The following is a 23,420-nucleotide window of genomic DNA, read 5'->3' on the forward strand; positions in this document are numbered from 1 at the left end:
GGCCGTGCCATGCTGATCACGGCCTTGGGCAGCACATCTTCGGGGAGGGCTTCGGTGGCCGCCAGGTACTACTGCGCCGACAGCGAGAACGGCGACCACGTCGACGACCCGTCCGAGGACGCCCTGTTCATGCTGATCGGCGACCTAAACGACTCGGACAACACGTTCATCGTGATCCAGCCCGAACAGGACGACCCTGCCTGGTTTGCCTCTGTCGCCGTCCTGGACGAGGGCGGATACGAGGTCGTCCGCCGCGACACCGCCCGCCGCGAACACGACGTGACCGTCGAGACCAGCACCGACCGTATCGCGGGCGACCTCACCAAGTGGCTGGCCGTCCGCGCTTCCTAAAACACGGCCTAGTCGGCGAGTCCCCGGGAGTGCCCGCGAGCCCTCGGGACGACGGGAGCCTCCAGGACGGACGCGAGCCCCGGGACCACGGGAGCCCCCGGACCACGGGAGCCCTCGGGAGGCCCGGGGTCCTTCTCCGGGCTCTCGGGCTCTCGGGTCCCGAGCTCACGCAGCCTCGCAGCCCGCGGCCCCGTGCGGGGCCGGGAGCACCGTCGAGCGATGGGAGACGGTCGCCCCGGAGCGGGGCGGGCCGGCTACAGCCAGCCGCGCCGCTTGAAGAACCGGTACAGCAGGGCGACGATCGCGACCATGATCAGAACGACCGCCGGATAGCCCCAGGACTCCGTCAACTCGGGCATGTGCTTGAAGTTCATGCCGTAGATCCCGGCGATCATCGTCGGAACCGCGATCATGGCCGCCCAGGCGGAGATCTTCCGCACGTCGTCGTTCTGTCGCACGCCCATCTGGGCGAGGTGGGCGGCGAGGATGTCCGACAGCAGCCGGTCCAGCCCCTCCACATGCTCGTTGGCGCGGGTCAGATGATCGTTGACGTCGCGGAAGAACGGCCGCGAGCCCGTGTGGACGAAGGGCACCCCGGCGCCCGCGAGCCGCGCCATCGGGTCGGTCAGCGGGCCCGCCGCCCGGCGGAACTCGAGCACTTGGCGCTTGAAGGAGTAGATCCGCCCGGCCGTGCGACGGGTGCTGCCGGTCTCCGGGGCGAAGACCTCCGCCTCCAGCTCGTCCAGGTCGATGTGGAGGTCGTCGGCGACCTCCAGATAGTGGTCCACCACCGCGTCCGACACGGCGTACATCACGGCCGTCGGGCCGTGCTTCAGCACCTCGGGGCTGCGCTCCAGCCGCGCCCGCACCGCGCTCAGCGGGTTGGCCTCGCCGTGCCGGACACTCACCACGAAGGAGTCGCCGACGAAGAGCATCAGCTCACCGGCCGTGACCGCGCTGTACCGCTCCTCGTACAGCAGCGGCTTGAGCACGAGGAACAGCGAGTCGTCATAGATCTCCAGCTTGGGCCGCTGGTGGGCGGAGAGCGCGTCCTCCACGGCCAGCGGATGCAGCCCGAACTCGCTGGTGACCCGCGCGAACTCCTCCTCGGTCGGCTCGTACAGGCCGATCCACAGGAAGGCGTTGCCGGCCGCGCGGGCCCGCTCCAGCGCGTCGGAGAAGTCCTCCGGACCCTCGGTGCGGCGCCCGTCCTGATAGATGGCGCAGTCCACGATCACGTCGCGCATTCTTCTCTTCCTGGGGCCGGAGCGCATGGCGAAGGCTCCGTGAGCCCCCGGTCGCCGCGCGGGCGGCCGCTCGTCGCGCCGCGTCCCCGCGCGGAACCCCGGTTGTTGTCGGTGCTGCCTCGCGCGGGCTCGGGCGTCGTCAGCGGTACGCCGCGCGTGCGGTCGTCGCGACCCGTCGCCCCGCGCGGACGGCCGGTCGTCCCCGTCGCGCCCCGCGCGGGGCGCGGTCGTCGCTTGTCGCCCGGCGCGGAGGGTCGGCCGTCCCGGGCCGGTCGACGCGGCCGGTCGCGGGTCTCCCATGCCGCCCCTTCGCGGTACTCCGGCTGGCCGTAGGCTGGCAGGCATGCCCACGCTGATCCTCCTCAGGCACGGCCGGTCCACCGCCAACACCGCGGGGGTGCTCGCGGGATGGACGCCCGGCGTCTCGCTCGACGAGCGCGGCGCGGCCCAGGCGGCGACGCTGCCCGGCCGGCTCGCGGACATCCCGCTGGCGGCCGTCGTCACCAGCCCGCTCCAGCGCTGCCGCGAGACCCTGGTGCCGCTGCTCGCCGCCCGGCCCGAGGTGCCGCTGCACACGGACGAGCGGATCGGGGAGTGCCACTACGGCGACTGGTCGGGCCGCAAGCTCAAGGAACTGGCCGACGACCCGTTGATGGACGTCGTGCAGCGGTACCCGTCCGGCGCCGCGTTCCCGGGCGGCGAGTCGCTCCGGGCCATGCAGGACCGCGCGGTGGCGGCCGTACGGGACTGGAACGCGCGGGTGGAGGCCGAGCACGGCGCCGACGCCGTCTATCTGATGTGCTCGCACGGCGACATCATCAAGTCCTTGGTGGCCGACGCGCTCGGGCTGCACCTCGACCTCTTCCAACGCATCGCCGTCGACCCCTGCTCGATCACCGCGATCCGTTACACGGCGCTGCGACCGTTCCTGGTGCGGCTGGGCGACACCGGCGACCTCGGCGGACTGGCGCCGAGCGCGGCCACGCTGGAGGGGCGGCAGGGTCGCCCGGGGCAGGAGGGACAGGCGACGGTGGGAGGTGGCGCGGGAGCGCCGTGATCTCCCTGCGCAGTAGGGTGGTCGAACACCACGAAACAACGAACACCACCAACCCATCGAACACCACGAACCAAATGGAGCAGGACGTTGTCCCGTCAGGTGTTCCTCTATGACCCGCCGGACCGCTTCGTCGCCGGTACGGTCGGGCTGCCTGGCCGCCGTACCTTTTTCCTGCAGGCGTCCGCGGGTGGCCGGACCACCAGCGTCGCATTGGAGAAGACCCAGGTCGCGGCGCTCGCCGAGCGCATCGACGAGCTGCTGGACGAGGTCCTGCGGCGCACCGGCGGCAATGCCGCCGTCCCCGCCGTCGCGCCGGTCGAATTCACCGACACCGCCCCGCTGGACCTCCCCGTGGAGGAGGAGTTCCGGGTCGGCACCATGGCGCTCGCCTGGGACGGCGAGGAACAGCGCATGATCGTGGAGGCGCAGGCCCTGGTCGAGCTGGAGGCCGAGACCGAGGAAGACCTCGCCGCGGCCGAGGAGCGGCTGCTCCAGGACGAGGTGAACGGGCCCCCTATGCTGCGGGTGCGGCTCACCGGAGTGCAGGCCCGCGCGTTCGCCAAGCGCGCCCTGGAGATCGTCAACGCCGGTCGGCCGCCCTGCCCGCTGTGCAGCCTGCCGCTCGACCCGGAGGGACACGTATGTCCGCGCCAGAACGGATACCGCCGCGGCGCCTGACCGCCCCGGACGATCCACCCGGCGCACCCACCCCGCGCGAGCTGCTCGCGCGGGGCGAGCTGACCGTGCGCGGCCGGGTGACGGACGCCTCCAACGCGGTGCTGTACTGCACGGTCGAGTACCAGGGGCACAGCGCCGCCTGCGTCTACAAGCCGATCGCCGGCGAGCGACCACTGTGGGACTTCCCCGACGGCACCCTCGCTCAGCGCGAGGTCGCGGCCTACGAGATCTCCGAGGCCACCGGCTGGGGCCTGGTGCCGCCGACCGTGCTGCGCGACGGCCCGTACGGGCGGGGCATGTGCCAGCTGTGGATCGAGCCCACCGCCGAGGACGCCACGCCCCCGCTGCTTGCCCTGGTGGAGGGCGAGGAGCCGGACCCGGGGTGGAAGGCCGTCGGCCTCGCCGAGGTGGGAGGAGGCCGCACCGCGCTGCTGGTCCACGCCGACGACGTGCGGCTGCGCAGGCTCGCCGTCCTGGACGCGGTGATCAACAACGGTGACCGCAAGGGCGGCCATCTGCTGCCGGCGGCCGACGGGCAGGTCTACGCGATCGACCACGGGGTCACCTTCAACGCCGACGACAAGCTGCGCACCCTGCTGTGGGGCTGGGCCGGCGAGCCACTGCCGGAGGAGGCGCTGGAGGTGCTGCGGCGGCTCGCCGCGCAACTGGCGGAGGGCGCCGCGCTGGCCCTCCGGCTGGCCGAGCTGATCACGGAGGCGGAGATCGAGGCGCTACGCGCGCGAGTCGCGGAGCTGTTGCGCAGCGGCCTGCACCCGGAGCCGAGCGGCCAGTGGCCGCCCATACCGTGGCCGCCGGTGTGAGAGCGCGCTGAGCGCCCCCTGGAGGCGTCTGAGCGGTGTCGCCACCCCACCGTGCTGGCATATGCACAGCGACCCCGTGTTCCGCAAGACCGCCTCTTCGGCCAACTGCGGCCATCCGGTTCGTATCCGGAACAGGCGTCCGGTTACGCTCATGACATGTATGCCTGGCCCGCTTCTGAGGTTCCCGCCCTGCCCGGCAGTGGCCGCGACCTGAGGATCCACGACACCGCGACCGGAGAGACGATCACCCTCGCCCCCGGTCCCGTCGCCCGTATCTACGTCTGCGGAATCACCCCGTACGACGCCACCCACATGGGGCACGCGGCGACCTACAACGCGTTCGACCTCGTTCAGCGCGTGTGGCTCGACACCAAGCGGCAGGTGCACTACGTCCAGAACGTCACCGACATCGACGACCCGCTGCTGGAGCGGGCCGCGGCCAACGACGACGACTGGACCGCGCTCGCCGAGCGCGAGACCGCCCTGTTCCGCGAGGACATGACCGCGCTGCGGATGCTCCCGCCCCGGCACTACATCGGCGCCGTCGAGGCGATTCCCGGGATCGTCCCGCTGGTGGAGCGACTGCGCGACCTGGGCGCCGCCTACGAGCTCGAAGGCGACACCTACTTCTCGGTCGAGTCCGACCCCGCCTTCGGCGGAGTGTCGCGGCTGGACGCCGCGGCCATGCGGTTGCTCTCCGCCGAGCGCGGTGGCGACCCCGACCGGCCCGGCAAGAAGAACCCGCTCGACCCGATGCTGTGGATGGCCGCCCGACCGGGCGAGCCGAGCTGGGACGGCGCCTCCCTCGGCCCCGGCCGCCCCGGCTGGCACATCGAGTGCGTGGCCATCGCCCTCGACCACCTCGGCATGGGCTTCGACGTCCAGGGCGGTGGCTCGGACCTGGCCTTCCCGCACCACGAGATGGGCGCCTCGCACGCCCAGGTGCTCACCGGCGAACACCCCTTCGCCAAGGCGTACGTACACGCCGGGATGGTCGCCCTCGACGGCGAGAAGATGTCCAAGTCCAAGGGCAACCTCGTCTTCGTCTCCGCGCTGCGCCGCCAGGGCGTGGACCCGGTGGCGATACGGCTCGCGCTGCTCGCCCACCACTACCGCTCCGACTGGGAGTGGACGGACGACGTGCTGACGGAGGCCCAGGCCCGCCTGGACCGCTGGCGCGCCGCCGTGTCGCGGCCCGACGGGCCGTCGGCCGACGCGCTCGTCGAGGAGATCCGCGAGGCGCTCGCCGACGACCTGAACGCCCCAGCCGCGCTCGCCGCGGTCGACCGCTGGGCCGAGACGCAGCGGACCACCGGCGGCACGGACATCGGCGCGCCCGGCCTGGTGTCGCGCGCCGTCGACGCGCTGCTGGGCGTCGCGCTGTAGGCCACACCACCTCCGTACGACATAGGGGGCGCTCCCGCGCGGGGGCGCCCCCTACGCATGCGTGGGTGGGGGCGCCTCAGGGGCCGCTCGGGCGGGTCCCCCTGGGCCGGGCGACCGGGACCGGTCGCCCCGGACCGGTCGGCCGGGGCAGCCGGCTCGGACGGCCTGGGCGGCCTGGGGCCCGTCCGGTGAGTCCGGGCAAACTGCCCGGTGGGTCTGAGCAGCTTCCCCGGTGCGCTTGGGCGGCTCGCCCAGTGGGTCTGGGCGGCCGCCCCGGGGGTCTGGGCGAGAGGCGCGGCCCGCCCGACCTCGCGCCGGCGGGCCGGCCTCCCGGCTCCGTATCCGTGGCCACGGGCCGCCGTCCGCCGGGCCCCATGTCACTCGGATGGCCGCGGCCGTGCCGCGCGGGGCGCGGCCGCTGTGGTGAGCTGGACGGTGCCCCAAGCTGATGCCTGTGCCTGACGACCCGTTCGTCCGCTCGTCGGAAGGAAGCGTCATGGATGACTCCCCGATACGACCGGAACGCCGGCCCGCGCGGTCGCGAGGTGCCCGCGCGGAGTCGGATGGCTCGCCCGCACGGGCGGAGCGTTTCCGAGCGGAGCCCGAGGGGGCGCCCGCGCGGTCGGGACGTTCCCCGGCGGAGCCCGACGGTTCGCCCGCGCGGTCGGGACGTTCCCTCGCCCGCCGTTCGCTGCTCGGCGCCGGGGCGGCCGTGAGCGGGGCCGCGCTCCTCGGGCTGACCAACGGCGTCGAGGGCCGGCGGACCGGTCCCGCCGCGGGGCGGCCGACCGACCTGGCCGATGGGCGATCGCCCCGCACGGAGGAGGAGGCGTGGCCCACCACGCTCCAACTGCCGGACGGCTTCCGGCCGGAGGGGATCGCCATCGGGGGCGGGCCATGGGCCTACTTCGGTTCCATCGGGGACGGCTCGATCTACCGCGTCGACCTCCGCTCGGGAGCCGGCGCCATCATCTCCCAGGGGCCCGGCACCGCCTCGCTCGGCCTCAAACTGGACGGCTGGGGACGGCTGTTCGTCGCCGGACAGCGGACCGGCGAGGCCCGGGTGGTCGACAGCCGCTCCGGCGCCCTGCTGGCCACCTACCGCCTCACCGAGGGCACCAGTTTCGTCAACGACGTCGTCCTCACCCCGAGCGCCGCCTGGTTCACCGACTCCTACCAGCCGGTGCTGTACGGGCTGCCGCTCGGCCGGGACGGTCGGCTGCCCGATCCGGCCGACGTGGTGCGACTGCCCCTGGCAGGGGAGTGGCAGCAGGTGCCCGGGGAAGTGATCAATGCCAACGGGATCGCGCCGACTCCGGACGGCCGCGCGTTGCTGGTCGTCCAGTCCGGTGTCGGGCTGCTCCATCGCGTGAACCCGACGGACGGCGTCGCCGCGCGGGTCGACCTGGGCGCGGCCGCCCCGCTGACCAACGGCGACGGGCTCCTGCTGGAGGGCCGTACGCTCTACGTGGTGCAGAACCGGCAGAACGCCGTCGACGTCTTCCGGCTGGACGCGACCGGCGGGCGGGGCGAGTTCCTCACGCGGATCACCGACCCCCGGTTCGACGTGCCCACGACCGCGGCCGCCTACGGGGACCGGATCTACCTGCCCAACGCGCGCTTCACCACACCGCCCACGCCACAGACGACGTACACCGCGGTCGCCGTCGAGCGCGTGCGCTGAACGCGCACGGGCCGGGCGACATGTGTGCCGCCCGGCCCGCGCGCGAGCGCCGCGCGCTCGATCATGATCTTCCGCTCAGCCCTATCCGCGCCGAGCGGCCCGCTGAGCGGCTTCTGCGCTGTGCGGTCGCCCCGTCGGGCGCCCGCACCCCGCGGCTATGTGCGTCCGCGCGATCAGCCCTTCCCGCCGCCGGCGCCCTCGCCGCCCTCGCCGGAGGAGCCGGTGGAATCCGCGCTGCCGGTAGGGTCCGCGCCGCCGGTGGATCCCGCGGAATCGCCGGAGTCCCCGGCACCGGATCCTTCGGCACCGGAGTCCCCGGAACCCGAGTCACCCGTCGGGCCGGAATCCGTGTCCTCCGCGCGGTCGGCGGAATCCGCCGCACCGCCGGCGGGGGCCGCTCCGCCCGTCTCCTCCGAGGACTCGTCCCGCGCGGACGCCTTCGGCGGCCGGGTGCGCCCGCCGGTGGAGTCGCGCAGATACGGGGCCCCGTCCCGGCCGTCCGCCACGCCGCCCGTCTCGGTGGCGTGGCCGCCCGGCCCGGGCTGGCCGTCCCGGCGCCGCAGATAGCGCTCGAACTCGCGGGCGATGGCCTCGCCCGACGCCTCCGGGAGGTCGGCGGTGTCCCGCGCCTCCTCCAGCGACTGCACGTACTCCGCGACCTCGCTGTCCTCGGCCGCGAGCTGGTCGACGCCGAGCTGCCAGGCCCGGGCGTCCTCCGACAGCTCGCCGAGCGGGATGCGGATGCCGATCAGGTCCTCCAGGCGGTTCAGCAGCGCCAGGGTGGCCTTCGGGTTCGGCGGCTGCGAGACGTAGTGCGGCACGGCCGCCCACAGGCTCACCGCCGGAACGCCGGCGTGCGTGCACGCTTCCTGGAGGATGCCGACGATCCCGGTCGGGCCCTCGTAGCGGGTCTCCTCCAGGTCGAGGCTGCGGGCCAGGTCCGGGTCGGAGGTGACGCCGCTGACGGGCACCGGGCGGGTGTGCGGGGTGTCACCCAGCAGCGCTCCGAGCACCACCACCATCTCCACGCCCAACTCGTGGGCGAAGCCCAGGATCTCGTTGCAGAACGAGCGCCAGCGCATGCTCGGCTCGATGCCCCGGACCAGAACCAGGTCCCGCGGCTTGTCGCCGGTGCCGGCGCGCACCACCGACAACCGGGTCGTCGGCCAGGTGATCTTGCGTACCCCGCCGTCCAGCCACACCGTGGGCCGGTTGACCTGGAAGTCGTAGTAGTCCTCGGCGTCGAGCGCGGCGAAGACCTCGCCCTTCCATTCCCGGTCCAGGTGCCCGACCGCGGTGGAGGCGGCGTCTCCGGCGTCGTTCCAGCCCTCGAAGGCACAGATCATGACCGGGTCGATCAGCTCGGGAACCCCCTCAAGCTCGATCACCCAGCGCCTCCTTCCGGCCGGGGCGTACGCGTGTGTACCACCGCCGGCTGCAGTTCCGTTGCGTGCGACTCAAGCCTACGGCTTCCACCACCCCCCACCGCAGCCCCCGTACAGGAACGGTCACAGATTCATCCGACCTGTCTTCGGCAGAAAACGCGCACACATCGGGGCGTTGCCGCCATCATGGGTCCAGACATCGGATCATCAAGAAAGGTCCGATGTCCTGGCGCCGGGCTCACCCCCGTACCGTCTCGGCACGGCCGCCGGCGTTCGACCGGAGAGGCCATCCCCGAGGATCCACCGCTCAGTTGGAGTGATCGGTCAGGGTGCGTGGCTGTGGGATTCTCACCGGACTCCGGCATGGTCATGCGGCCACGGCGGCGGGCGGCGCCCCGCGGACGTCGTACGGCCCGGCGCGTGCGGGCGCGCGGGCCTCGGGAGCGGTGTCCTGGACCTCGTGGAGCGGTGCCGGCGCACGCCTCGTGGAGCGGGCTGTGGTTGCGGGGCCCGCCGTACGCCGCTGCCGCGAGGCGCGCACGTCGAGCCGCCGGGAGCCGCATGGCGTCGTCGAAGGCCGCGTGACGCCGTCGGGGCCCGCGCGGTGAGCCGTCGGCCCGCCCTGCGAGCCGTCGCCCGCGCGGCGAGTCGTCGGCGCTCACGCGTCAGAGCGTGGCGCGCAGCCACTGTTCGTGGCTGTTGATGTGCACCGTGGCCCAGGACCGCGCGGCCTCCGCGTCCCGGTCCCGTAGCGCGTCCAGGATCGCGCGGTGCTCGCGCAGGGTGCGATCGACCGCGTCCTCGCGCGTCAGTCCGCGCCACACCCGTGCTCGACCGGCCGGCCCCGACAGCCCGTCCAGCAGCGCGCACAGCACGCCGTTGCCGGACGCCCGGACGATGCCGCGATGGAACCGGAGGTCGCAGGCGACCAGCCCGTCCACCGACGGGTCCGGACCGAGCTCCTCCAACTGGGCTTCCAGCGCGTCCAGTTCGGCGTCGCTGATACGGGGACAGGCCAGGGCGGTGGCCGCGGGCTCCAGGATCCTCCGTACGGCCAGGAACTCCAGCGCCGTGTCGTCGCGGTGGAAGTCCACCACGAAGCCCAGCGCCTCCAGCAGTAACTGCGGGTCCAGGCTGGTGACGTAGGTGCCGTCGCCCTGCCGCACATCGAGGATGCGGATCAGCGACAGCGCCCGGACCGCCTCACGCAGCGAGTTGCGGGACAGGCCGAGCTCCGCGGCGAGCTCGCTCTCCTTGGGGAGTCGGTCACCCGGCCGCAGCGCACCGGAGACGATCATGCCCTTGATCTTCTCGATCGCCTCGTCGGTGACCGCCATGGTGGACCTCCCGGCTCAGACATCGGATGTCTGAGCTCATTATGACGCGCCTTCCCCGCGGTAACCCTGCCGCTACGTCGCCAAGTCCCGCTCCCTGGACGCGAGCTGAGCGCCCCGCGCCGCGCGATGTCCTTCTTGGCCGAAAAAACCTCGCCGGACCCCCGCACACCGGTCCGCCCCGATGCGCTCCCCGACGCCCGGCGCCCGGCGCCCGGCGCCCGGCGCCCGACGCCCGGCGCTCAGCGCCGGATGCCGCCGCCGGTCGCGCGGAGTTCGCGGATGAGTGCCCGCACCGCGCGGGTGCGCGCCAGCGCGGGGGTGGTCACATAGCCGACGTCGCGGGTGGGTGGCCGCGGTCCCAGGTCCACCACCTCGATCCCGGCCGGGGCACCCGCCAGCGTCAGCGCGGGGACGATCGCCATACCCATGCCCTGGGCCACCATGGAGAGGACGACGCTGTCGTCCTCGGCGGTGATGGTCGCCGCCGGCAGCCAGTCCTGCTCGGACCACCAGCGGCGGGTGTACGAACCGCAGTTCTCGTCCCAGTCGATCAGCGGCAGTCCGCGCGGTGCCGGGTGTCCCGCCGGATGGGCCAGTGCGTAGCTCTCCTCGAAGAGCGTGCTCACCACCACCCCGGCGGGTGGCTCCACCGTGGCGGAGAGGGTGGCTATCCCGAGGTCCGCGCGACCGTCCGCGACCTCTCCGGCCGTGCCCCGCCCCAGCTCCCGTACGATCCGCAGCTCCGGCGTCAGCCGTGGATGTCGCGCGGTGAGCCGCTCCAGCGCGGGAGGCAGCAGCTGGGCCGCGGCACTGCGGAAGGCCGCGATCCGCAGCGGGCCGCTGAGCTCCGTCTCCTCGGAGCCCGCGGCGGCGGCCCGGGCCTCGGCGCCCATCGCCTCGAACAGCCGCAGGATCTGCCGGGCGTGCGCGACCGCCCGTTCGCCGGCCGGCGTGGGGCGCGCTCCGTGCCGGCCGCGCTCGAAGAGCACCGCACCGATCTTGCGCTCGCAGCCGCGGACGGTGTGGGAGACCGCGGACTGGGTCAGGCCCAGGCTGGCGGCGGCGGCCGAGAAGCCGCGCTCACGGTCGACGGCGACCAGCACGCGCAGCTCCTGGGGAGCGAGATCGGTCATCCCGGCAACTTATCGCGGCCTCGCGCGAGCGCCATCGCGTCCTCGCGCGAGCGTCGTAGCGGCTCCGTACGAGCGCCGTAGTGGCTCCGCGCGAGCACCGTCGCGGGTGCTCGCACGACCTTCCATGAAGAACGCTCATGGAATCGGGCCTTCCATCAACGCGCGCCACTGCCCGAGGCCCCTCCCGGACCCTACGGTGATCGACATGTCCAGCAGAGCACGCGCCGTGCACCAGATCAGCAGGCCCCAGGGCTTCCCCACCGCCGCCGACTTCGCCTTCGTCGACGAGGCACTCCCCACCCCCGAGGAGGGGACCGCGCTGGTGGAGAACCTCTACCTGTCCGTCGACCCCTACCACCGCGAGGCGATGGACGGCCACTGGGAGCTGCACGCGCCCCTGGAAGGTCGCAGCATCGGCCGTGTCCTCGCCTCGCGCGCCGCCGGGCTCTCCGCCGGCGACATCGTCTTCCACCGCGAGGGGTGGCGTACCCACGCGCTCATACGCCCCGACGAGGCGCGCGTGATGCGCCCGGCCCCCGGAGTGCCGCTCAGCGCCTACCTGGGCGTGCTCGGCGGCACCGGTCTGAGCGCCTACGTCGGCCTCGTGGAGATCGCCCGGGTGCGCCCCGGCGACACCGTCTTCATCTCGGCCGCGGCCGGCGGAGTGGGCTCCGCGGCCGGACAGCTCGCCCGGCTGCTGGGCGCCGGCCGGGTCATCGGCAGCGCCGGCTCGGCCGCCAAGGTCAAGCACCTCACCGAAGACCTCGGCTTCGACGCCGCCTTCGACTACCACGACGGCCCCGTCGGCGAACTCCTGCGCCGCGCCGCCCCCGAGGGCATCGACGTCTACCTGGACAACGTCGGCGGCGACCATCTCGAAGGGGCGATCGCCGCCATGCGCGACCACGGGCGCATCGCCTGGTGCGGCGCGGTCGCCCAGTACAACAGCGCCGAACCGCCGCCCGCGCCGCGCAACCTCTTCGACGTGGTCGAGAAGAGCATCCGGCTGCAGGGCTTCCTGGTCCGCGACTACCCCCACCTGCGCGACGAGTTGGAGGCGTTCCTGGTGCCGCACCTCCAGGCCGGACGGGCCGTGCCGGACGAGACGGTGGTGGAGGGCTTCGACAACGTGGTGGACGCGTTCCTGGGGATGCTGCGCGGCGCCAACACCGGCAAGATGATCGTCAAGCTCGGCGAGGTCTGAGCCCGCCCCGCGGCCCGTCCACCGGATGGGCCGGGAGCGGCGGTCCGCCGGGGTGTCAAGCCCCTCGGCGGACCTGTGGAGACGCCCGGATCCCGCCTGTGGATAACGAACCGCCGTTCGGCGGCGTCCGGTACGGTGGCGAGCGTGAGTCAGGAATCACGCCAGGCATCACGACAGGAACTGCACGCCGTCGAGTGGGCCGACGACGGCCTGCTGCTCATCGACCAGACCCTGCTGCCCGACCGCCTGGAGCGGTTGCGGGTCACCGACGTGGACACCCTCGTCGACGCCATCCGGCGCCTGGTGGTGCGCGGCGCGCCGGCGATCGGTGTGGCCGGCGCCTACGGGGTGGCGCTGGCGCTCCGGCAGGCGGAGCGCGCCGGCTGGGACCGCACGGCGCTGCTCGCCGCCATCGCGCGGATCCGCGAGGCCCGACCGACCGCCGTGAACCTGGCGGTCTGCGTCGACCGCGTGCTGCCCCTCCTCGACCAGGGCCCGGACGCGGTGCTGGCGGAGGCGCACGCCGTGCTGCGCGAGGACGAGCAGGCCAACCGCACCATGGCCGGGCACGGCGCGGACTGGCTGGTCAAGCGGGTCGGCGCGCTGCGCCCGCTGCGCCTGCTCACCCACTGCAACACCGGCGCCCTGGCCACGGCCGGCTGGGGCACCGCGCTCGGCGTCATCCGCGAGCTGCACGCGCGCGACCTGGTGGAGGTCGTGTACGCGGACGAGACCCGCCCGCTGCTCCAAGGCTCTCGGCTCACCGCCTGGGAGCTGGCGCACGACGGCATACCGCACTACGTCCAGGCCGACGGCGCCGCCGCGGGCACCATCCTGCGCGGAGAGGTCGACGCGGCCGTCGTCGGCGCCGACCGCGTGGCCGCCAACGGTGACACCGCCAACAAGGTCGGCACCGTCGCCGTCGCCCTGGCCTGCGCCGAGGCGGGCATACCCTTCCTCGTCGCCGCGCCCACCACCACCGTCGACCTGGCCACCGCGAGCGGCGAGGGCATCCATATCGAGCTGCGCGGTGAGGACGAGGTGCTGGAGTGGGGCGGCCTGCGCACCGCCCCCGCCGTCTCGCGCGGCCACAACCCGGCCTTCGACGTCACCCCGGGCCGCCTGGTCACCGCCCTGGTCACCGAGCGCGGGGTGCTGGAGGTGGCGGCAGGCCAGCTCCCCGCCGACCACCTGCACGGGCCGTGACCATCCTGTGCGTGCCGTGACCGGCCGAGGGCACGGATAAGGGGCACCCCCGAGAGGAGCGCCCCTTACCTCTGCTCAGACAGCCGGCGTCAGTTCTTCTTCTCCAGCATGTCCTTGACCTTGGCGCGGACGTCCTCGGTGTCCAGGCCGCGGATGGTCAGCGTGGTGCGGCGGCGCAGCACGTCGTCGACGGTCTCGGCCCACTCGTGGTCCCGGGCGTAGGCGACCTGGGCCCAGATCTCCGGGGCGTCGGGGTGGATCCGCTCGGCGAGCGCCGCGTCCTCGTTGGCCAGCCGGGCGATGTCGAAGGAGAGCGAGCCGTAGTGCGTCGCCAGGTGGCGGGCGGTGTCGGCGGACATCCGCGGACCCGGGGTGCCGCCGTCCATGACCAGGCGGTGCGCCACGGCGTGCGGGTTGGCCAGGCCCGGCAGCGGGGCGTGCTTCGGCAGCTGGGACATCGGCTCCATGTCGTCCACGAGCGGCCGGCCGGGCAGCTGGGCCAGCTTGTTCATGACGGTGCGACCGATGTGGCGGAAGGTGGTCCACTTGCCGCCGGCTATGGAGAGCATCCCGGCCTTGCCCTCGGTGACGACCGTCTCGCGCTTGGCCTTGGCGGTGTCGCCGGGGCCGCCCGGCAGCACCCGGAGGCCGGCGAAGGAGTAGGTGATCAGGTCGCGGGAGAGCTGCTGGTCGCGGATGGAGAACGCGGCCTCGTCGAGGATCTGGGATATGTCCTTGTCGTTGACCGTCAGGTCCGCCGGGTCGCCCTCGTACTCCTCGTCGGTGGTGCCGAGCAGGAGCATGTCCTCCCACGGCAGGGCGAAGGTGATGCGGTACTTGTCGATCGGGGTGGCCAGCGCCGCCTTCCAGGGGGAGGTGCGCTTGAGGACCAGGTGCGCGCCCTTGGAGAGCCGGATGGACGGCGCCGCGTTCGGGTCCTCCATCTTGCGCAGGTGGTCCACCCACGGGCCGGTGGCGTTGAGCACCAGACGGGCGTCGACGCCGAACTCGGTGCCGTCGACGCGGTCCTTGAGCTCCGCGCCGGTGACCCGGCCCTCGGTGAAGCGCAGCCCGGTGACCTCGGCGTGGTTGAGGACGGTGGCGCCGGCCTCGGCCGCCGCGCGGACCGTCATCAGCGCCATGCGGCTGTCGTTCATCTGGCCGTCGCCGTAGACCGCGACCGCCTTGAGGTTGTCGGTGCGCAGCTCCGGCACGTCACGCGCGGCCTTCTCGGGGCTGATGACGTGGCCGACACCGTCGCGGAAGGCGGACAGCGCGGAGTAGGCGAAGACGCCGGCGCCGAGCTTGGTCGCGCCGTGCGGGCCGCCCTTGTAGACCGGCAGGTAGAAGGTGAGCGGGCTGGCCAGGTGCGGGGCCACGTCACGGGAGACCGCGCGGCGCTCGAAGTGGTTCTCGGCGACCAGCTTGACCGCGCCGGTCTGGAGGTAGCGCAGGCCGCCGTGGAGCAGCTTGGAGGAGGCGGAGGAGGTGGCGCCGGCGAAGTCGCCGGCGTCCACCAGAGCGACCCGCAGGCCCGACTGCGCGGCATGCCAGGCGGTGGAGATGCCCAGGATGCCACCGCCGATCACCAGGAGGTCGTACGTCGCGTTGGACAGCCGGTCCCGGGTTTCGGCACGGCCCGGGTTCGAACCGGCAGTCGGGTGCGCTCCGATGGACGGAACGCTCTGCAGGGTGCTCATGAATAACTCCTCGTCAGCTCTCGTCGTCGATCCAGCCCATGGTCCGCTCGACGGCCTTGAGCCAGTTCTTGTACTCGCGGTCGCGGAGGTCCGCGTCCATACGGGGGGTCCACTCGGCTGCCCGGCGCCAGTTGGCGCGCAGCGCGTCGGTGTCCGGCCAGAAGCCGACGGCCAGGCCGGCGGCGTAGGCGGCGCCGAGGCAGGTGGTCTCGGCGACCATCGGGCGCACCACCGGGGCGTCCAGGAAGTCCGAGAGCGTCTGCATCAGCAGGTTGTTGGAGGTCATGCCGCCGTCGACCTTGAGCGCGGTCAGCTCGACGCCGGAGTCCTTGGTCATGGCGTCGGTGATCTCGCGGGTCTGCCAGGCGGTGGCCTCGAGCACGGCGCGCGCGATGTGCGCCTTGGTGACGTACCGGGTCAGACCGGCGATCACACCGCGGGCGTCGGAGCGCCAGTACGGGGCGAACAGACCGGAGAAGGCCGGCACGAAGTACGCGCCTCCGTTGTCCTCGACGGAGGAGGCCAGGGTCTCGATCTCGGCGGCGCTCTTGATGAGGCCCATCTGGTCGCGCATCCACTGCACCAGCGAACCGGTGACGGCGATCGAGCCCTCCAGGGCGTAGACCGGCTTCTCGTCGCCGATCTGGTAGCCGACGGTGGTCAGCAGGCCGCTGTAGGAGTTGATGACCTTCTCGCCGGTGTTCATCAGCATGAAGGTGCCGGTGCCGTAGGTGGACTTGGCCTCGCCCTCGGAGAAGCAGGTCTGGCCGAACAGGGCCGCCTGCTGGTCGCCGAGCGCGGAGGCGACCGCGACGCCGTCCAGGACGCCGCCCTTGACGGTGCCGTACACCTCGGCGGAGGACCGGATCTCCGGCAGCACGGCCGCCGGGATCTCCATCGATTCGAGGATCCGCTCGTCCCACTGCATGGAGTGCAGGTTCATGAGCATGGTGCGGGAGGCGTTGGTGACGTCGGTGACGTGGTGGCCGCCCTCGGCACCGCCGGTGAGGTTCCAGATGACCCAGGAGTCCATGGTGCCGAAGAGGATGTCGCCGGCCTCGGCGCGCTCGCGCAGGCCCTCGACGTTGTCCAGCAGCCAGCGGACCTTGGGGCCGGAGAAGTACGAGGCGAGCGGGAGCCCGGTCTCGCGGCGGAAGCGGTCCTGACCGACGTTGCGGCCCAGCTCCTTGCAGAGCGCGTCGGTGCGGGTGTCCTGCCAGACGATGGCGTTGTGCACCGGCTCGCCGGTGTTCTTGTCCCACAGCAGCGTGGTCTCACGCTGGTTGGTGATGCCGATCGCCTTGACGTCGGCGGAGGTGATGCCGGCCTTCTCGATGGCGCCGGCGACGACCTCCTGGACGTTCTCCCAGATCTCGGTGGCGTTGTGCTCCACCCAGCCCGGCTTCGGGAAGATCTGCTCGTGCTCCTTCTGGTCGACGGAGACGATGCGGCCGTCGCGGTCGAAGACGATGCAGCGGCTGGAGGTGGTGCCCTGGTCGATCGCCGCGATGAACGGGCCGGTGGTGTGCGTGTCGGTCATGGTCTGCTGCTCTCCTGCGGAAGTCTCGGGAAGGGGGCCGGGGGGTTACGCGAACGCCAGCTTGTACAGACCGCCGGCGATGGCGCCGCCGATCAGCGGGCCGACGACGGGGATCCAGGCGTAGCCCCAGTCCGAGCCGCCCTTGTTGGGCAGCGGCAGGAGGGCGTGGACGATGCGCGGGCCCAGGTCACGGGCGGGGTTGATGGCGTACCCGGTGGGGCCGCCCAGGGACAGGCCGATGCCGACCACGGTGAAGGCGACGATCAGGATGCCGGTGCCGGAGAGGGCGAGGCCCTCGGTCAGACCGCTGGTGAGGATCAGCAGGACCAGCACGGCGGTGCCGATGATCTCGGTGGCGAGGTTCTGCACCACGTTGCGGATCTCGGGGCCGGTGGAGAACACGCCGAGCACGGGGCCGGCGGCGGGCTCGGTCTTCCGGTCGACCAGACCGGCGTGGTCGGCCTGCTCCTTGACCAGCTCCGGGTCGGTGAGGTGGGCCTGGAAGTGGCCGTAGTAGGCGAGCCAGGCCAGGGCGGCACCGATCATCGCGCCGAGCATCTGGCCGGCGAAGTAGACGGGGACATCGCCCCACTCGCCCGACTTGATGGCGACGCCGACCGTGACGGCGGGGTTGAGGTGCGCGCCGGAGAGAGGCGCGGAGATGTACGCACCGATGAGTACGGCGAAGCCCCACCCGAAGGTGATGGCGAGCCAGCCGGCCTCGAACGCCTTGGATCGCTTGAGCACGACGGCGGCGACGACGCCTGCGCCGAGCAGGATGAGAACGGCGGTACCGATGGTCTCGCCGATGAAGATGTCGGAGCTGGACACCCGCGACTCCTTTGTCCTTCGTCCAGGGGAAGGCGAACCCCGGCTCGTCCGGAGGTCCGCGCCCTCTCGGTGAGGGCGTTGGTCGGCCCGCGGCGAGTCCACCATAGCGAATATTGTCGTCAGGTGTTCGACAATGCCGACCGATGAACGGCAGTTTTCTTCACCGTGAAGGACGCGTCAAGGGTTCTGGGGCCCAAAACTTCCGAGGAATCCGGGGGTCTAACCCGTGAGTAACCAAGGGGTCTGGAAGCGATAACGAAAGGGCTTCGGAAGGGTCCCGAAAGCGGGTCGCGGACCCGGTCGCGGACCCGGTCGAGGACGGTGCGGGGGAGAGGTCCGGTGGGTGGCCCGGAGCCCTGCGAGACCCGTTCGCCGGGACGGCCCGTCCGGCCGGGCGGCCCGTGCCCTGGGGTGGTTCGTTCGGCGGGGCGGCCGTTCGCCCAGACGGCTCGTTCGGCGGAGCGACTCGTTCGGCGGGACGGCCCGTTCGCCGGGGCGACTCGTTCGGCGGAGCCCGCTCGGTGGAGCGATGGCGTGGCGCGCCGGGAAACGGCGGCGGGGCGGCTTGTCGAGAGGGGGGCCGCTGGGGGCGGCGAGTCGGGGGCGGAGCCGGGATGGCTGGTGGCGCGGGCCCGGGGAGCGCCGGCGGGTCGGCCCCCGCCGCCCGGCGGCCTCAGCGGTGGCCGGCGCCTTCGGCCAGCCTGACAAGCGGCCGGCGCCTTCGGCCAGCCTGAGGAGCGGCCGGCGCCTTCGGCCAGTCTGAGACGCGGTCGGCGCCTTCGGCGCGTCTCAGAAGCGGCTGGCGCCCAGGTCGCGGGAGACCGCGCGGGCGCAGTCGCGCACCGCCGCCACGAGGTCGGAGCGGAGCTCGCCGCCGTCGCAGACCCGCTCCACCGCGCCGGTGATGCCGACCGCGCCGACCGGCATGCGGCGCCGGTCGTGGATGGGGGCGGCGACGGAGGCCACGCCCTCCCAGGTCTCCTCCACGTCCGCGGCCCAGCCGCGGGCACGGGTGAGGTCCAGCAGCTGCTCGAACTCGCGAAGCGCGGTGACGGTGCGCGGGGTGAACGCCTTGCGCTCGACCTCGGCCGCCTCGCTGTGCGCCACCGGGTCGTACGCGGAGAGCACCTTGCCCAGCGCGGTGCTGTGCAGCGGCTGCATCGCGCCGACCTCCAGCACCTGGCGGCTGTCGTCGGGGCGGAAGACGTGGTGCACGATGAGGACGCCCTGCTGGTGCAGGACACCCAGGTAGACGCTCTCCCCGCTGGAGCGGGCGAGGTCGTCCGCCCACACCAGGGCGCGGGCCCGCAGCTCGTGCACGTCGAGGTAGCTGTTGCCCAGTCGCAGCAGCTCGGCGCCGAGCTGGTAGCGGCCCGAGACGGCGTCCTGCTCGACGAAACCCTCCTGCTGCAGGGTGCGCAGGATGCCGTGCGCGGTGCCCTTGGCGAGCCCGAGGGCGGAGGCGATATCGGACAGGCCGAGGCGCCGCTCGCCGCCGGCCAGCAGGCGCAGCATGGCGGCCGCTCGCTCCAGCGACTGGATGGTCCGTGCCATCGCGAAACCTCCCCAAGTGCGGTTCGACAATGCTGAACACTATCGGTCGATGCCGACCTAGGGATACTTGGTGGCGATCAACGGACAGCAGTAAAGGATCATGATCCGGCCACTGCGAGCCGTGTCCGGTCGTCCCTCCGCGACCCTGTCCGCGACGGGTCCCGGTCCGTCCCCGACGCGCCCGGAACCGGTCTTTCCGCGCCTCCGGGGCGGTCGACGGCCACCCTCGGGGCGCCCCCTCGGGCCTCCGTCAGGGGCCTCCGGCCGATTCTTCCGGATGTCCGGTAAACGCCCCTGACCGGGGGGCTGCTCGAACGCCCGTCCGGACGCGGCGCCGGAGCCCCTCAGGTCCGCGCGAGCTCCGCGACGTGCTCTGAAGCCCCCTTGTTGAGCTCCGCGACGTGCCCCGAAGCCCCCTCATCGAGCTCCGCGACGGGGCACGCCGGGCCTCCGCTCGCGCACCCCGACGGACCCACCGGGCGTCCGCGGCGGGCGCCCCGTCCGCCCCATGGGCGCGCATCAGCCATCCCGCGTGCTGGAACGCTCGGGACTGACGCCCCCTTGGCGGCTACTCTGGCCAGGTGCGCCTTCCCGCGGGAAGCCGCAAAGCCGACAGCCGTCGCACTCCAGGGAGCATGCCCATGGCCTCGCATACGCCACCGTCCCCCGCCCGCACCAGCCGCGCCGCCGCACTCCGCGAGGCGCTCGCCACCCGAGTGGTGGTGGCAGACGGAGCGATGGGCACGATGCTCCAGGCCCAGGATCCGAGCCTCGACGACTTCCAGCAGCTCGAAGGCTGCAACGAGATCCTCAACGTCACCCGACCCGACATCGTCCGCTCCGTCCACGAGGCGTACTTCGCCGTCGGTGTCGACTGCGTGGAGACCAACACCTTCGGCGCCAACCTCGCGGCGCTGGGGGAGTACGACATCCCCGAGCGCGTCTACGAGCTCTCCGAGGCCGGCGCGCGCATCGCCCGCGAGGTCGCGGACGAGTACTCCGTCGACGGACAGCAGCGCTGGGTGCTGGGCTCCATCGGCCCCGGCACCAAGCTGCCCACCCTCGGCCACGCGCCCTACGTCGCGCTGCGCGACGCGTACCAGCAGAACGCCGAGGGCATGATCGCCGGCGGCGCCGACGCCCTGCTGGTGGAGACCACCCAGGACCTGCTCCAGACCAAGGCCGCCATCCTCGGCGCCCGCCGCGCCCTGGACGCCCTCGGCGCCGACCTGCCGCTGATCTGCTCGGTGACCGTCGAGACCACCGGCACCATGCTGCTCGGCTCCGAGATCGGCGCGGCGCTGACCGCCCTGGAGCCGCTCGGCATCGACATGATCGGGCTGAACTGCGCCACCGGCCCCGCGGAGATGAGCGAGCACCTGCGCTATCTGGCCCGCCACTCGCGCATCCCGCTGTCCTGCATGCCCAACGCCGGTCTGCCGGTCCTCGGCAAGGACGGCGCGCACTACCCGCTCAGCGCCGGCGAGCTCGCCGACGCCCAGGAGACCTTCGTCCGGGAGTACGGCCTGTCGCTGGTCGGCGGCTGCTGCGGTACGACGCCGGAGCACCTGCGCCAGGTGGTGGAGCGGGTCCGCGACCTGACCCCGACGAAGCGGGAGCCGCGCCCCGAGCCGGGTGCCGCCTCGCTGTACCAGACGATGCCGTTCCGTCAGGACACCGCCTACATGGCGATCGGTGAGCGGACCAACGCCAACGGCTCGAAGAAGTTCCGCGAGGCCATGCTGGAAGGTCGCTGGGACGACTGTGTGGAGATGGCCCGGGACCAGATCCGCGAGGGCGCCCACATGCTCGACCTCTGCGTCGACTACGTCGGCCGGGACGGCGTGGCGGACATGGAGGAGCTCGCCGGGCGCTTCGCCACCGCCTCCACCCTGCCCATCGTGCTGGACTCCACCGAGGTGGACGTCATCCAGGCCGGCCTGGAGAAGCTCGGCGGCCGGGCCGTCATCAACTCCGTCAACTACGAGGACGGCGACGGCCCCGACTCCCGCTTCGCCAAGGTCACCCGGCTGGCCGTCGAGCACGGCGCGGCCCTGATCGCGCTCACCATCGACGAGGACGGCCAGGCCCGCACCGTCGAGCACAAGGTCGCCATCGCCGAGCGGCTCATCACGGACCTCACCACCAACTGGGGCATCCACGAGTCCGACATCCTCATCGACACCCTGACCTTCACCATCTGCACCGGCCAGGAGGAGTCCCGCAAGGACGGCGTCGCCACCATCGAGGCCATCCGCGAGCTCAAGCGCCGCCACCCGGACGTGCAGACCACCCTGGGCCTGTCCAACATCTCCTTCGGCCTCAACCCGGCCGCCCGCATCCTGCTCAACTCCGTCTTCCTCGACGAGTGCGTCAAGGCCGGGCTCGACTCGGCGATCGTGCACGCCTCCAAGATCCTGCCGATCGCCCGCTTCGACGAGGAGCAGGTCACCACCGCCCTCGACCTGATCTACGACCGGCGCTCCGAGGGCTACGACCCGCTGCAGAAGCTGATGGCGCTGTTCGAGGGCGTCAACACCAAGTCACTCAAGGCGTCCAAGGCGGAGGAGCTGCTCGCCCTGCCGCTGGAGGAGCGGCTCAAGCGGCGCATCATCGACGGCGAGCGCAACGGCCTGGAGGCCGACCTCGACGAGGCCCTGGCCTCCCGCCCGGCGCTGGACATCGTCAACGAGACCCTGCTGGACGGCATGAAGGTGGTCGGCGACCTCTTCGGATCCGGCCAGATGCAGCTGCCCTTCGTGCTCCAGTCCGCCGAGGTGATGAAGGCCGCGGTGGCCCATCTGGAGCCGCACATGGAGAAGAGCGCCGACGGCGAAGGAGGGGCGGGCAAGGGCACCATCGTGCTGGCCACCGTCCGCGGCGACGTCCACGACATCGGTAAGAACCTCGTCGACATCATCCTGTCCAACAACGGCTACAACGTGGTCAACCTGGGCATCAAGCAGCCGGTTTCGGCCATTCTGGAGGCGGCGCAGGAGCACCGGGCCGATGTGATCGGCATGTCCGGGCTGCTGGTGAAGTCCACGGTGATCATGAAGGAGAACCTGGAGGAGCTGAACCAGCGCAAGATGGCCGCCGACTACCCGGTCATCCTCGGCGGCGCGGCGCTCACCCGCGCCTACGTCGAGCAGGACCTCCACGAGATCTACGAGGGCGAGGTGCGGTACGCGCGGGACGCCTTCGAGGGGCTGCGGTTGATGGACGCCCTGATCGCGGTGAAACGCGGGGTCCCCGGCGCCACGCTCCCCGAGCTCAAGCAGCGCCGCGTCCCCACGCGGGCGGCGGTCCAGGTGAGCGAGCCGCAGCCGGAGCAGGGGCAGGTGCGTTCCGACGTCGCCGTCGACAACCCGGTGCCCACCCCGCCGTTCTGGGGCACCCGCGTCGTCAAGGGCATCCAGCAGGCCGCCTACGCCTCGTGGCTCGACGAGGGCGCCCTGTTCAAGGGCCAGTGGGGCCTGAAGGAGGCCCGCGCCGGCGACGGCCCGACGTACGCGGAGCTGGTGGAGACCGAGGGCCGGCCGCGGCTCCGCGGCTGGCTGGACAAGCTGCACACCGAGAACCTGCTGGAGGCGGCCGTCGTCTACGGCTACTTCCCCTGCGTGTCCAAGGGCGACGACCTCGTGCTGCTGCACGAGGACGGCAGCGAGCGGACCCGGTTCACCTTCCCGCGGCAGCGCCGCGGTCGCCGGCTCTGCCTGGCCGACTTCTTCCGGCCCGAGGAGTCCGGCGAGACCGACGTGGTGGGGCTCCAGGTGGTCACCGTGGGCTCCCGGATCGGCGAGGCGACCGCCGAGCTGTTCGGCGCCAACGCCTACCGCGACTACCTGGAGCTGCACGGTCTCTCGGTGCAGCTGGCGGAGGCGCTCGCCGAGTACTGGCACGCGCGGGTCCGCGCGGAGCTCGGATTCGGTGGCGAGGACCCCGCCGACGTGACGGACATGTTCGACCTGAAGTACCGCGGCGCCCGCTTCTCCCTGGGTTACGGGGCCTGCCCCGACCTGGAGGACCGGGCGAAGATCGCCGACCTGCTGCAGCCCGAGCGGATCGGCGTGAAGCTCTCGGAGGAGTTCCAGCTGCACCCGGAGCAGTCCACCGACGCGATCGTCATCCACCACCCGGAGGCGAAGTACTTCAACGCGCGGTAGGCGCCGCCGGGGCCGTGGGAAGGCGGGCCGGCGCGTTCCCACGGCAGGCCGGGCGCCGCTCCGGACGGCGCCCCGGACACCGGCCGCACGAGCCGCCTTGGCGGCCTGAGGCGGCGCCGGCGTGGCCCCTCCCCGGCCCC

At 72.6% G+C, this 23,420-nt stretch carries 17 protein-coding genes; 9 read left to right on the forward strand and 8 right to left on the reverse strand.

Features of this window, described 5'->3' with window-relative positions:
- The first annotated feature begins 12 nt into the window (after window positions 1-12).
- Window positions 13-351 (forward strand): hypothetical protein, encoded by a 339-nt coding sequence (locus LRS74_RS27690; RefSeq protein ID WP_277744972.1) that lies wholly within the window; start codon window positions 13-15, stop codon window positions 349-351.
- A 254-nt stretch (window positions 352-605) separates the two neighbouring features.
- Here LRS74_RS27690 and corA read toward each other — a convergent pair whose 3' ends face one another.
- A complete protein-coding gene (gene corA, locus LRS74_RS27695; protein WP_277743541.1) occupies window positions 606-1,598 on the reverse strand; it encodes a magnesium/cobalt transporter CorA in 993 nt (330 codons plus the stop codon).
- Between the two features lie 343 nt (window positions 1,599-1,941).
- On the opposite strand from corA, the gene LRS74_RS27700 reads away from it, so the two are divergent.
- The 5 genes from LRS74_RS27700 to LRS74_RS27720 all read left to right on the forward strand — a co-directional run bounded on the left by LRS74_RS27700 (window position 1,942) and on the right by LRS74_RS27720 (window position 7,224).
- The gene (locus tag LRS74_RS27700; protein ID WP_277743542.1) at window positions 1,942-2,655 is read left to right on the forward strand and encodes a histidine phosphatase family protein; all 714 of its coding nucleotides are present in this window, start codon (window positions 1,942-1,944) and stop codon (window positions 2,653-2,655) included.
- Window positions 2,656-2,742: 87 nt separating this feature from the next.
- On the forward strand, window positions 2,743-3,333 hold the full coding sequence (locus LRS74_RS27705; protein WP_277743543.1) for a DUF3090 domain-containing protein: 591 nt from the start codon (window positions 2,743-2,745) through the stop codon (window positions 3,331-3,333).
- The gene (locus tag LRS74_RS27710; protein WP_277743544.1) at window positions 3,297-4,154 is read left to right on the forward strand and encodes an SCO1664 family protein; all 858 of its coding nucleotides are present in this window, start codon (window positions 3,297-3,299) and stop codon (window positions 4,152-4,154) included. The genes LRS74_RS27705 and LRS74_RS27710 overlap by 37 nt, the downstream gene beginning before the upstream one ends.
- Before the next feature lie 156 nt (window positions 4,155-4,310).
- Window positions 4,311-5,540, forward strand: coding sequence for a cysteine--1-D-myo-inosityl 2-amino-2-deoxy-alpha-D-glucopyranoside ligase (mshC, locus tag LRS74_RS27715; RefSeq protein WP_277743545.1), 1,230 nt, complete (start codon window positions 4,311-4,313; stop codon window positions 5,538-5,540).
- Window positions 5,541-6,252: 712 nt separating this feature from the next.
- Entirely contained in the window at window positions 6,253-7,224 is a 972-nt protein-coding gene (locus LRS74_RS27720; protein WP_277743546.1) for a superoxide dismutase, read from the forward strand.
- 173 nt (window positions 7,225-7,397) lie between these two features.
- On the opposite strand, the gene LRS74_RS27725 is transcribed toward LRS74_RS27720, so the two are convergent.
- From LRS74_RS27725 to LRS74_RS27735, 3 genes are all read right to left on the reverse strand, one after another.
- Window positions 7,398-8,612: a PAC2 family protein gene (locus LRS74_RS27725; RefSeq protein WP_277743547.1), complete on the reverse strand. Its 1,215-nt coding sequence runs from the start codon at window positions 8,610-8,612 to the stop codon at window positions 7,398-7,400.
- 662 nt (window positions 8,613-9,274) lie between these two features.
- Complete coding sequence (locus LRS74_RS27730; protein ID WP_277743548.1) at window positions 9,275-9,946, reverse strand: FadR/GntR family transcriptional regulator; 672 nt, start codon at window positions 9,944-9,946, stop codon at window positions 9,275-9,277.
- A 239-nt stretch (window positions 9,947-10,185) separates the two neighbouring features.
- Complete coding sequence (locus LRS74_RS27735) at window positions 10,186-11,079, reverse strand: LysR family transcriptional regulator (RefSeq protein ID WP_277743549.1); 894 nt, start codon at window positions 11,077-11,079, stop codon at window positions 10,186-10,188.
- 205 nt (window positions 11,080-11,284) lie between these two features.
- Here LRS74_RS27735 and LRS74_RS27740 point away from each other — a divergent pair, with 205 nt between their 5' ends.
- Together LRS74_RS27740 and mtnA are read left to right on the forward strand one after the other, a co-directional pair.
- Complete coding sequence (locus LRS74_RS27740) at window positions 11,285-12,283, forward strand: NADP-dependent oxidoreductase (protein WP_277743550.1); 999 nt, start codon at window positions 11,285-11,287, stop codon at window positions 12,281-12,283.
- Window positions 12,284-12,427: 144 nt separating this feature from the next.
- A complete protein-coding gene (gene mtnA, locus LRS74_RS27745; protein WP_277743551.1) occupies window positions 12,428-13,489 on the forward strand; it encodes an S-methyl-5-thioribose-1-phosphate isomerase in 1,062 nt (353 codons plus the stop codon).
- 89 nt (window positions 13,490-13,578) lie between these two features.
- Here the strand turns inward: mtnA and LRS74_RS27750 are convergent, their stop codons facing one another.
- The 4 genes from LRS74_RS27750 to LRS74_RS27765 all read right to left on the reverse strand — a co-directional run bounded on the left by LRS74_RS27750 (window position 13,579) and on the right by LRS74_RS27765 (window position 19,114).
- Window positions 13,579-15,189 carry a glycerol-3-phosphate dehydrogenase/oxidase gene (locus tag LRS74_RS27750; RefSeq protein WP_277743552.1) on the reverse strand — a complete coding sequence of 537 codons (1,611 nt, stop codon included), beginning with the start codon at window positions 15,187-15,189 and terminating at the stop codon, window positions 13,579-13,581.
- 13 nt (window positions 15,190-15,202) lie between these two features.
- Window positions 15,203-16,729 (reverse strand): glycerol kinase GlpK, encoded by a 1,527-nt coding sequence (glpK, locus tag LRS74_RS27755; protein WP_277743553.1) that lies wholly within the window; start codon window positions 16,727-16,729, stop codon window positions 15,203-15,205.
- Window positions 16,730-16,774: 45 nt separating this feature from the next.
- A complete protein-coding gene (locus LRS74_RS27760) occupies window positions 16,775-17,560 on the reverse strand; it encodes an MIP/aquaporin family protein (RefSeq protein ID WP_277743554.1) in 786 nt (261 codons plus the stop codon).
- Between the two features lie 789 nt (window positions 17,561-18,349).
- Window positions 18,350-19,114 (reverse strand): IclR family transcriptional regulator, encoded by a 765-nt coding sequence (locus LRS74_RS27765; protein ID WP_277743555.1) that lies wholly within the window; start codon window positions 19,112-19,114, stop codon window positions 18,350-18,352.
- Between the two features lie 641 nt (window positions 19,115-19,755).
- Here LRS74_RS27765 and metH point away from each other — a divergent pair.
- On the forward strand, window positions 19,756-23,280 hold the full coding sequence (gene metH / locus LRS74_RS27770; RefSeq protein ID WP_277743556.1) for a methionine synthase: 3,525 nt from the start codon (window positions 19,756-19,758) through the stop codon (window positions 23,278-23,280).
- Window positions 23,281-23,420: the final 140 nt, after the last annotated feature.

It is taken from the genome of Streptomyces sp. LX-29, from assembly GCF_029541745.1.
Classification (GTDB): Bacteria; Actinomycetota; Actinomycetes; order Streptomycetales; family Streptomycetaceae; genus Streptomyces.

What these genes read in the sequence shown, in the direction of transcription:
- corA (WP_277743541.1), bottom strand. Translation starts at nt 1,598, where the DNA reads ATGCGCGACGTGATCGTGGACTGCGCCATCTATCAGGACGGGCGCCGC.
- LRS74_RS27700 (WP_277743542.1), top strand. Translation starts at nt 1,942, where the DNA reads ATGCCCACGCTGATCCTCCTCAGGCACGGCCGGTCCACCGCCAACACC.
- LRS74_RS27710 (WP_277743544.1), top strand. Translation starts at nt 3,297, where the DNA reads ATGTCCGCGCCAGAACGGATACCGCCGCGGCGCCTGACCGCCCCGGAC.
- mshC (WP_277743545.1), top strand. Translation starts at nt 4,311, where the DNA reads ATGTATGCCTGGCCCGCTTCTGAGGTTCCCGCCCTGCCCGGCAGTGGC.
- LRS74_RS27730 (WP_277743548.1), bottom strand. Translation starts at nt 9,946, where the DNA reads ATGGCGGTCACCGACGAGGCGATCGAGAAGATCAAGGGCATGATCGTC.
- LRS74_RS27735 (WP_277743549.1), bottom strand. Translation starts at nt 11,079, where the DNA reads ATGACCGATCTCGCTCCCCAGGAGCTGCGCGTGCTGGTCGCCGTCGAC.
- LRS74_RS27740 (WP_277743550.1), top strand. Translation starts at nt 11,285, where the DNA reads ATGTCCAGCAGAGCACGCGCCGTGCACCAGATCAGCAGGCCCCAGGGC.
- LRS74_RS27750 (WP_277743552.1), bottom strand. Translation starts at nt 15,189, where the DNA reads ATGAGCACCCTGCAGAGCGTTCCGTCCATCGGAGCGCACCCGACTGCC.
- glpK (WP_277743553.1), bottom strand. Translation starts at nt 16,729, where the DNA reads ATGACCGACACGCACACCACCGGCCCGTTCATCGCGGCGATCGACCAG.
- LRS74_RS27765 (WP_277743555.1), bottom strand. Translation starts at nt 19,114, where the DNA reads ATGGCACGGACCATCCAGTCGCTGGAGCGAGCGGCCGCCATGCTGCGC.
- metH (WP_277743556.1), top strand. Translation starts at nt 19,756, where the DNA reads ATGGCCTCGCATACGCCACCGTCCCCCGCCCGCACCAGCCGCGCCGCC.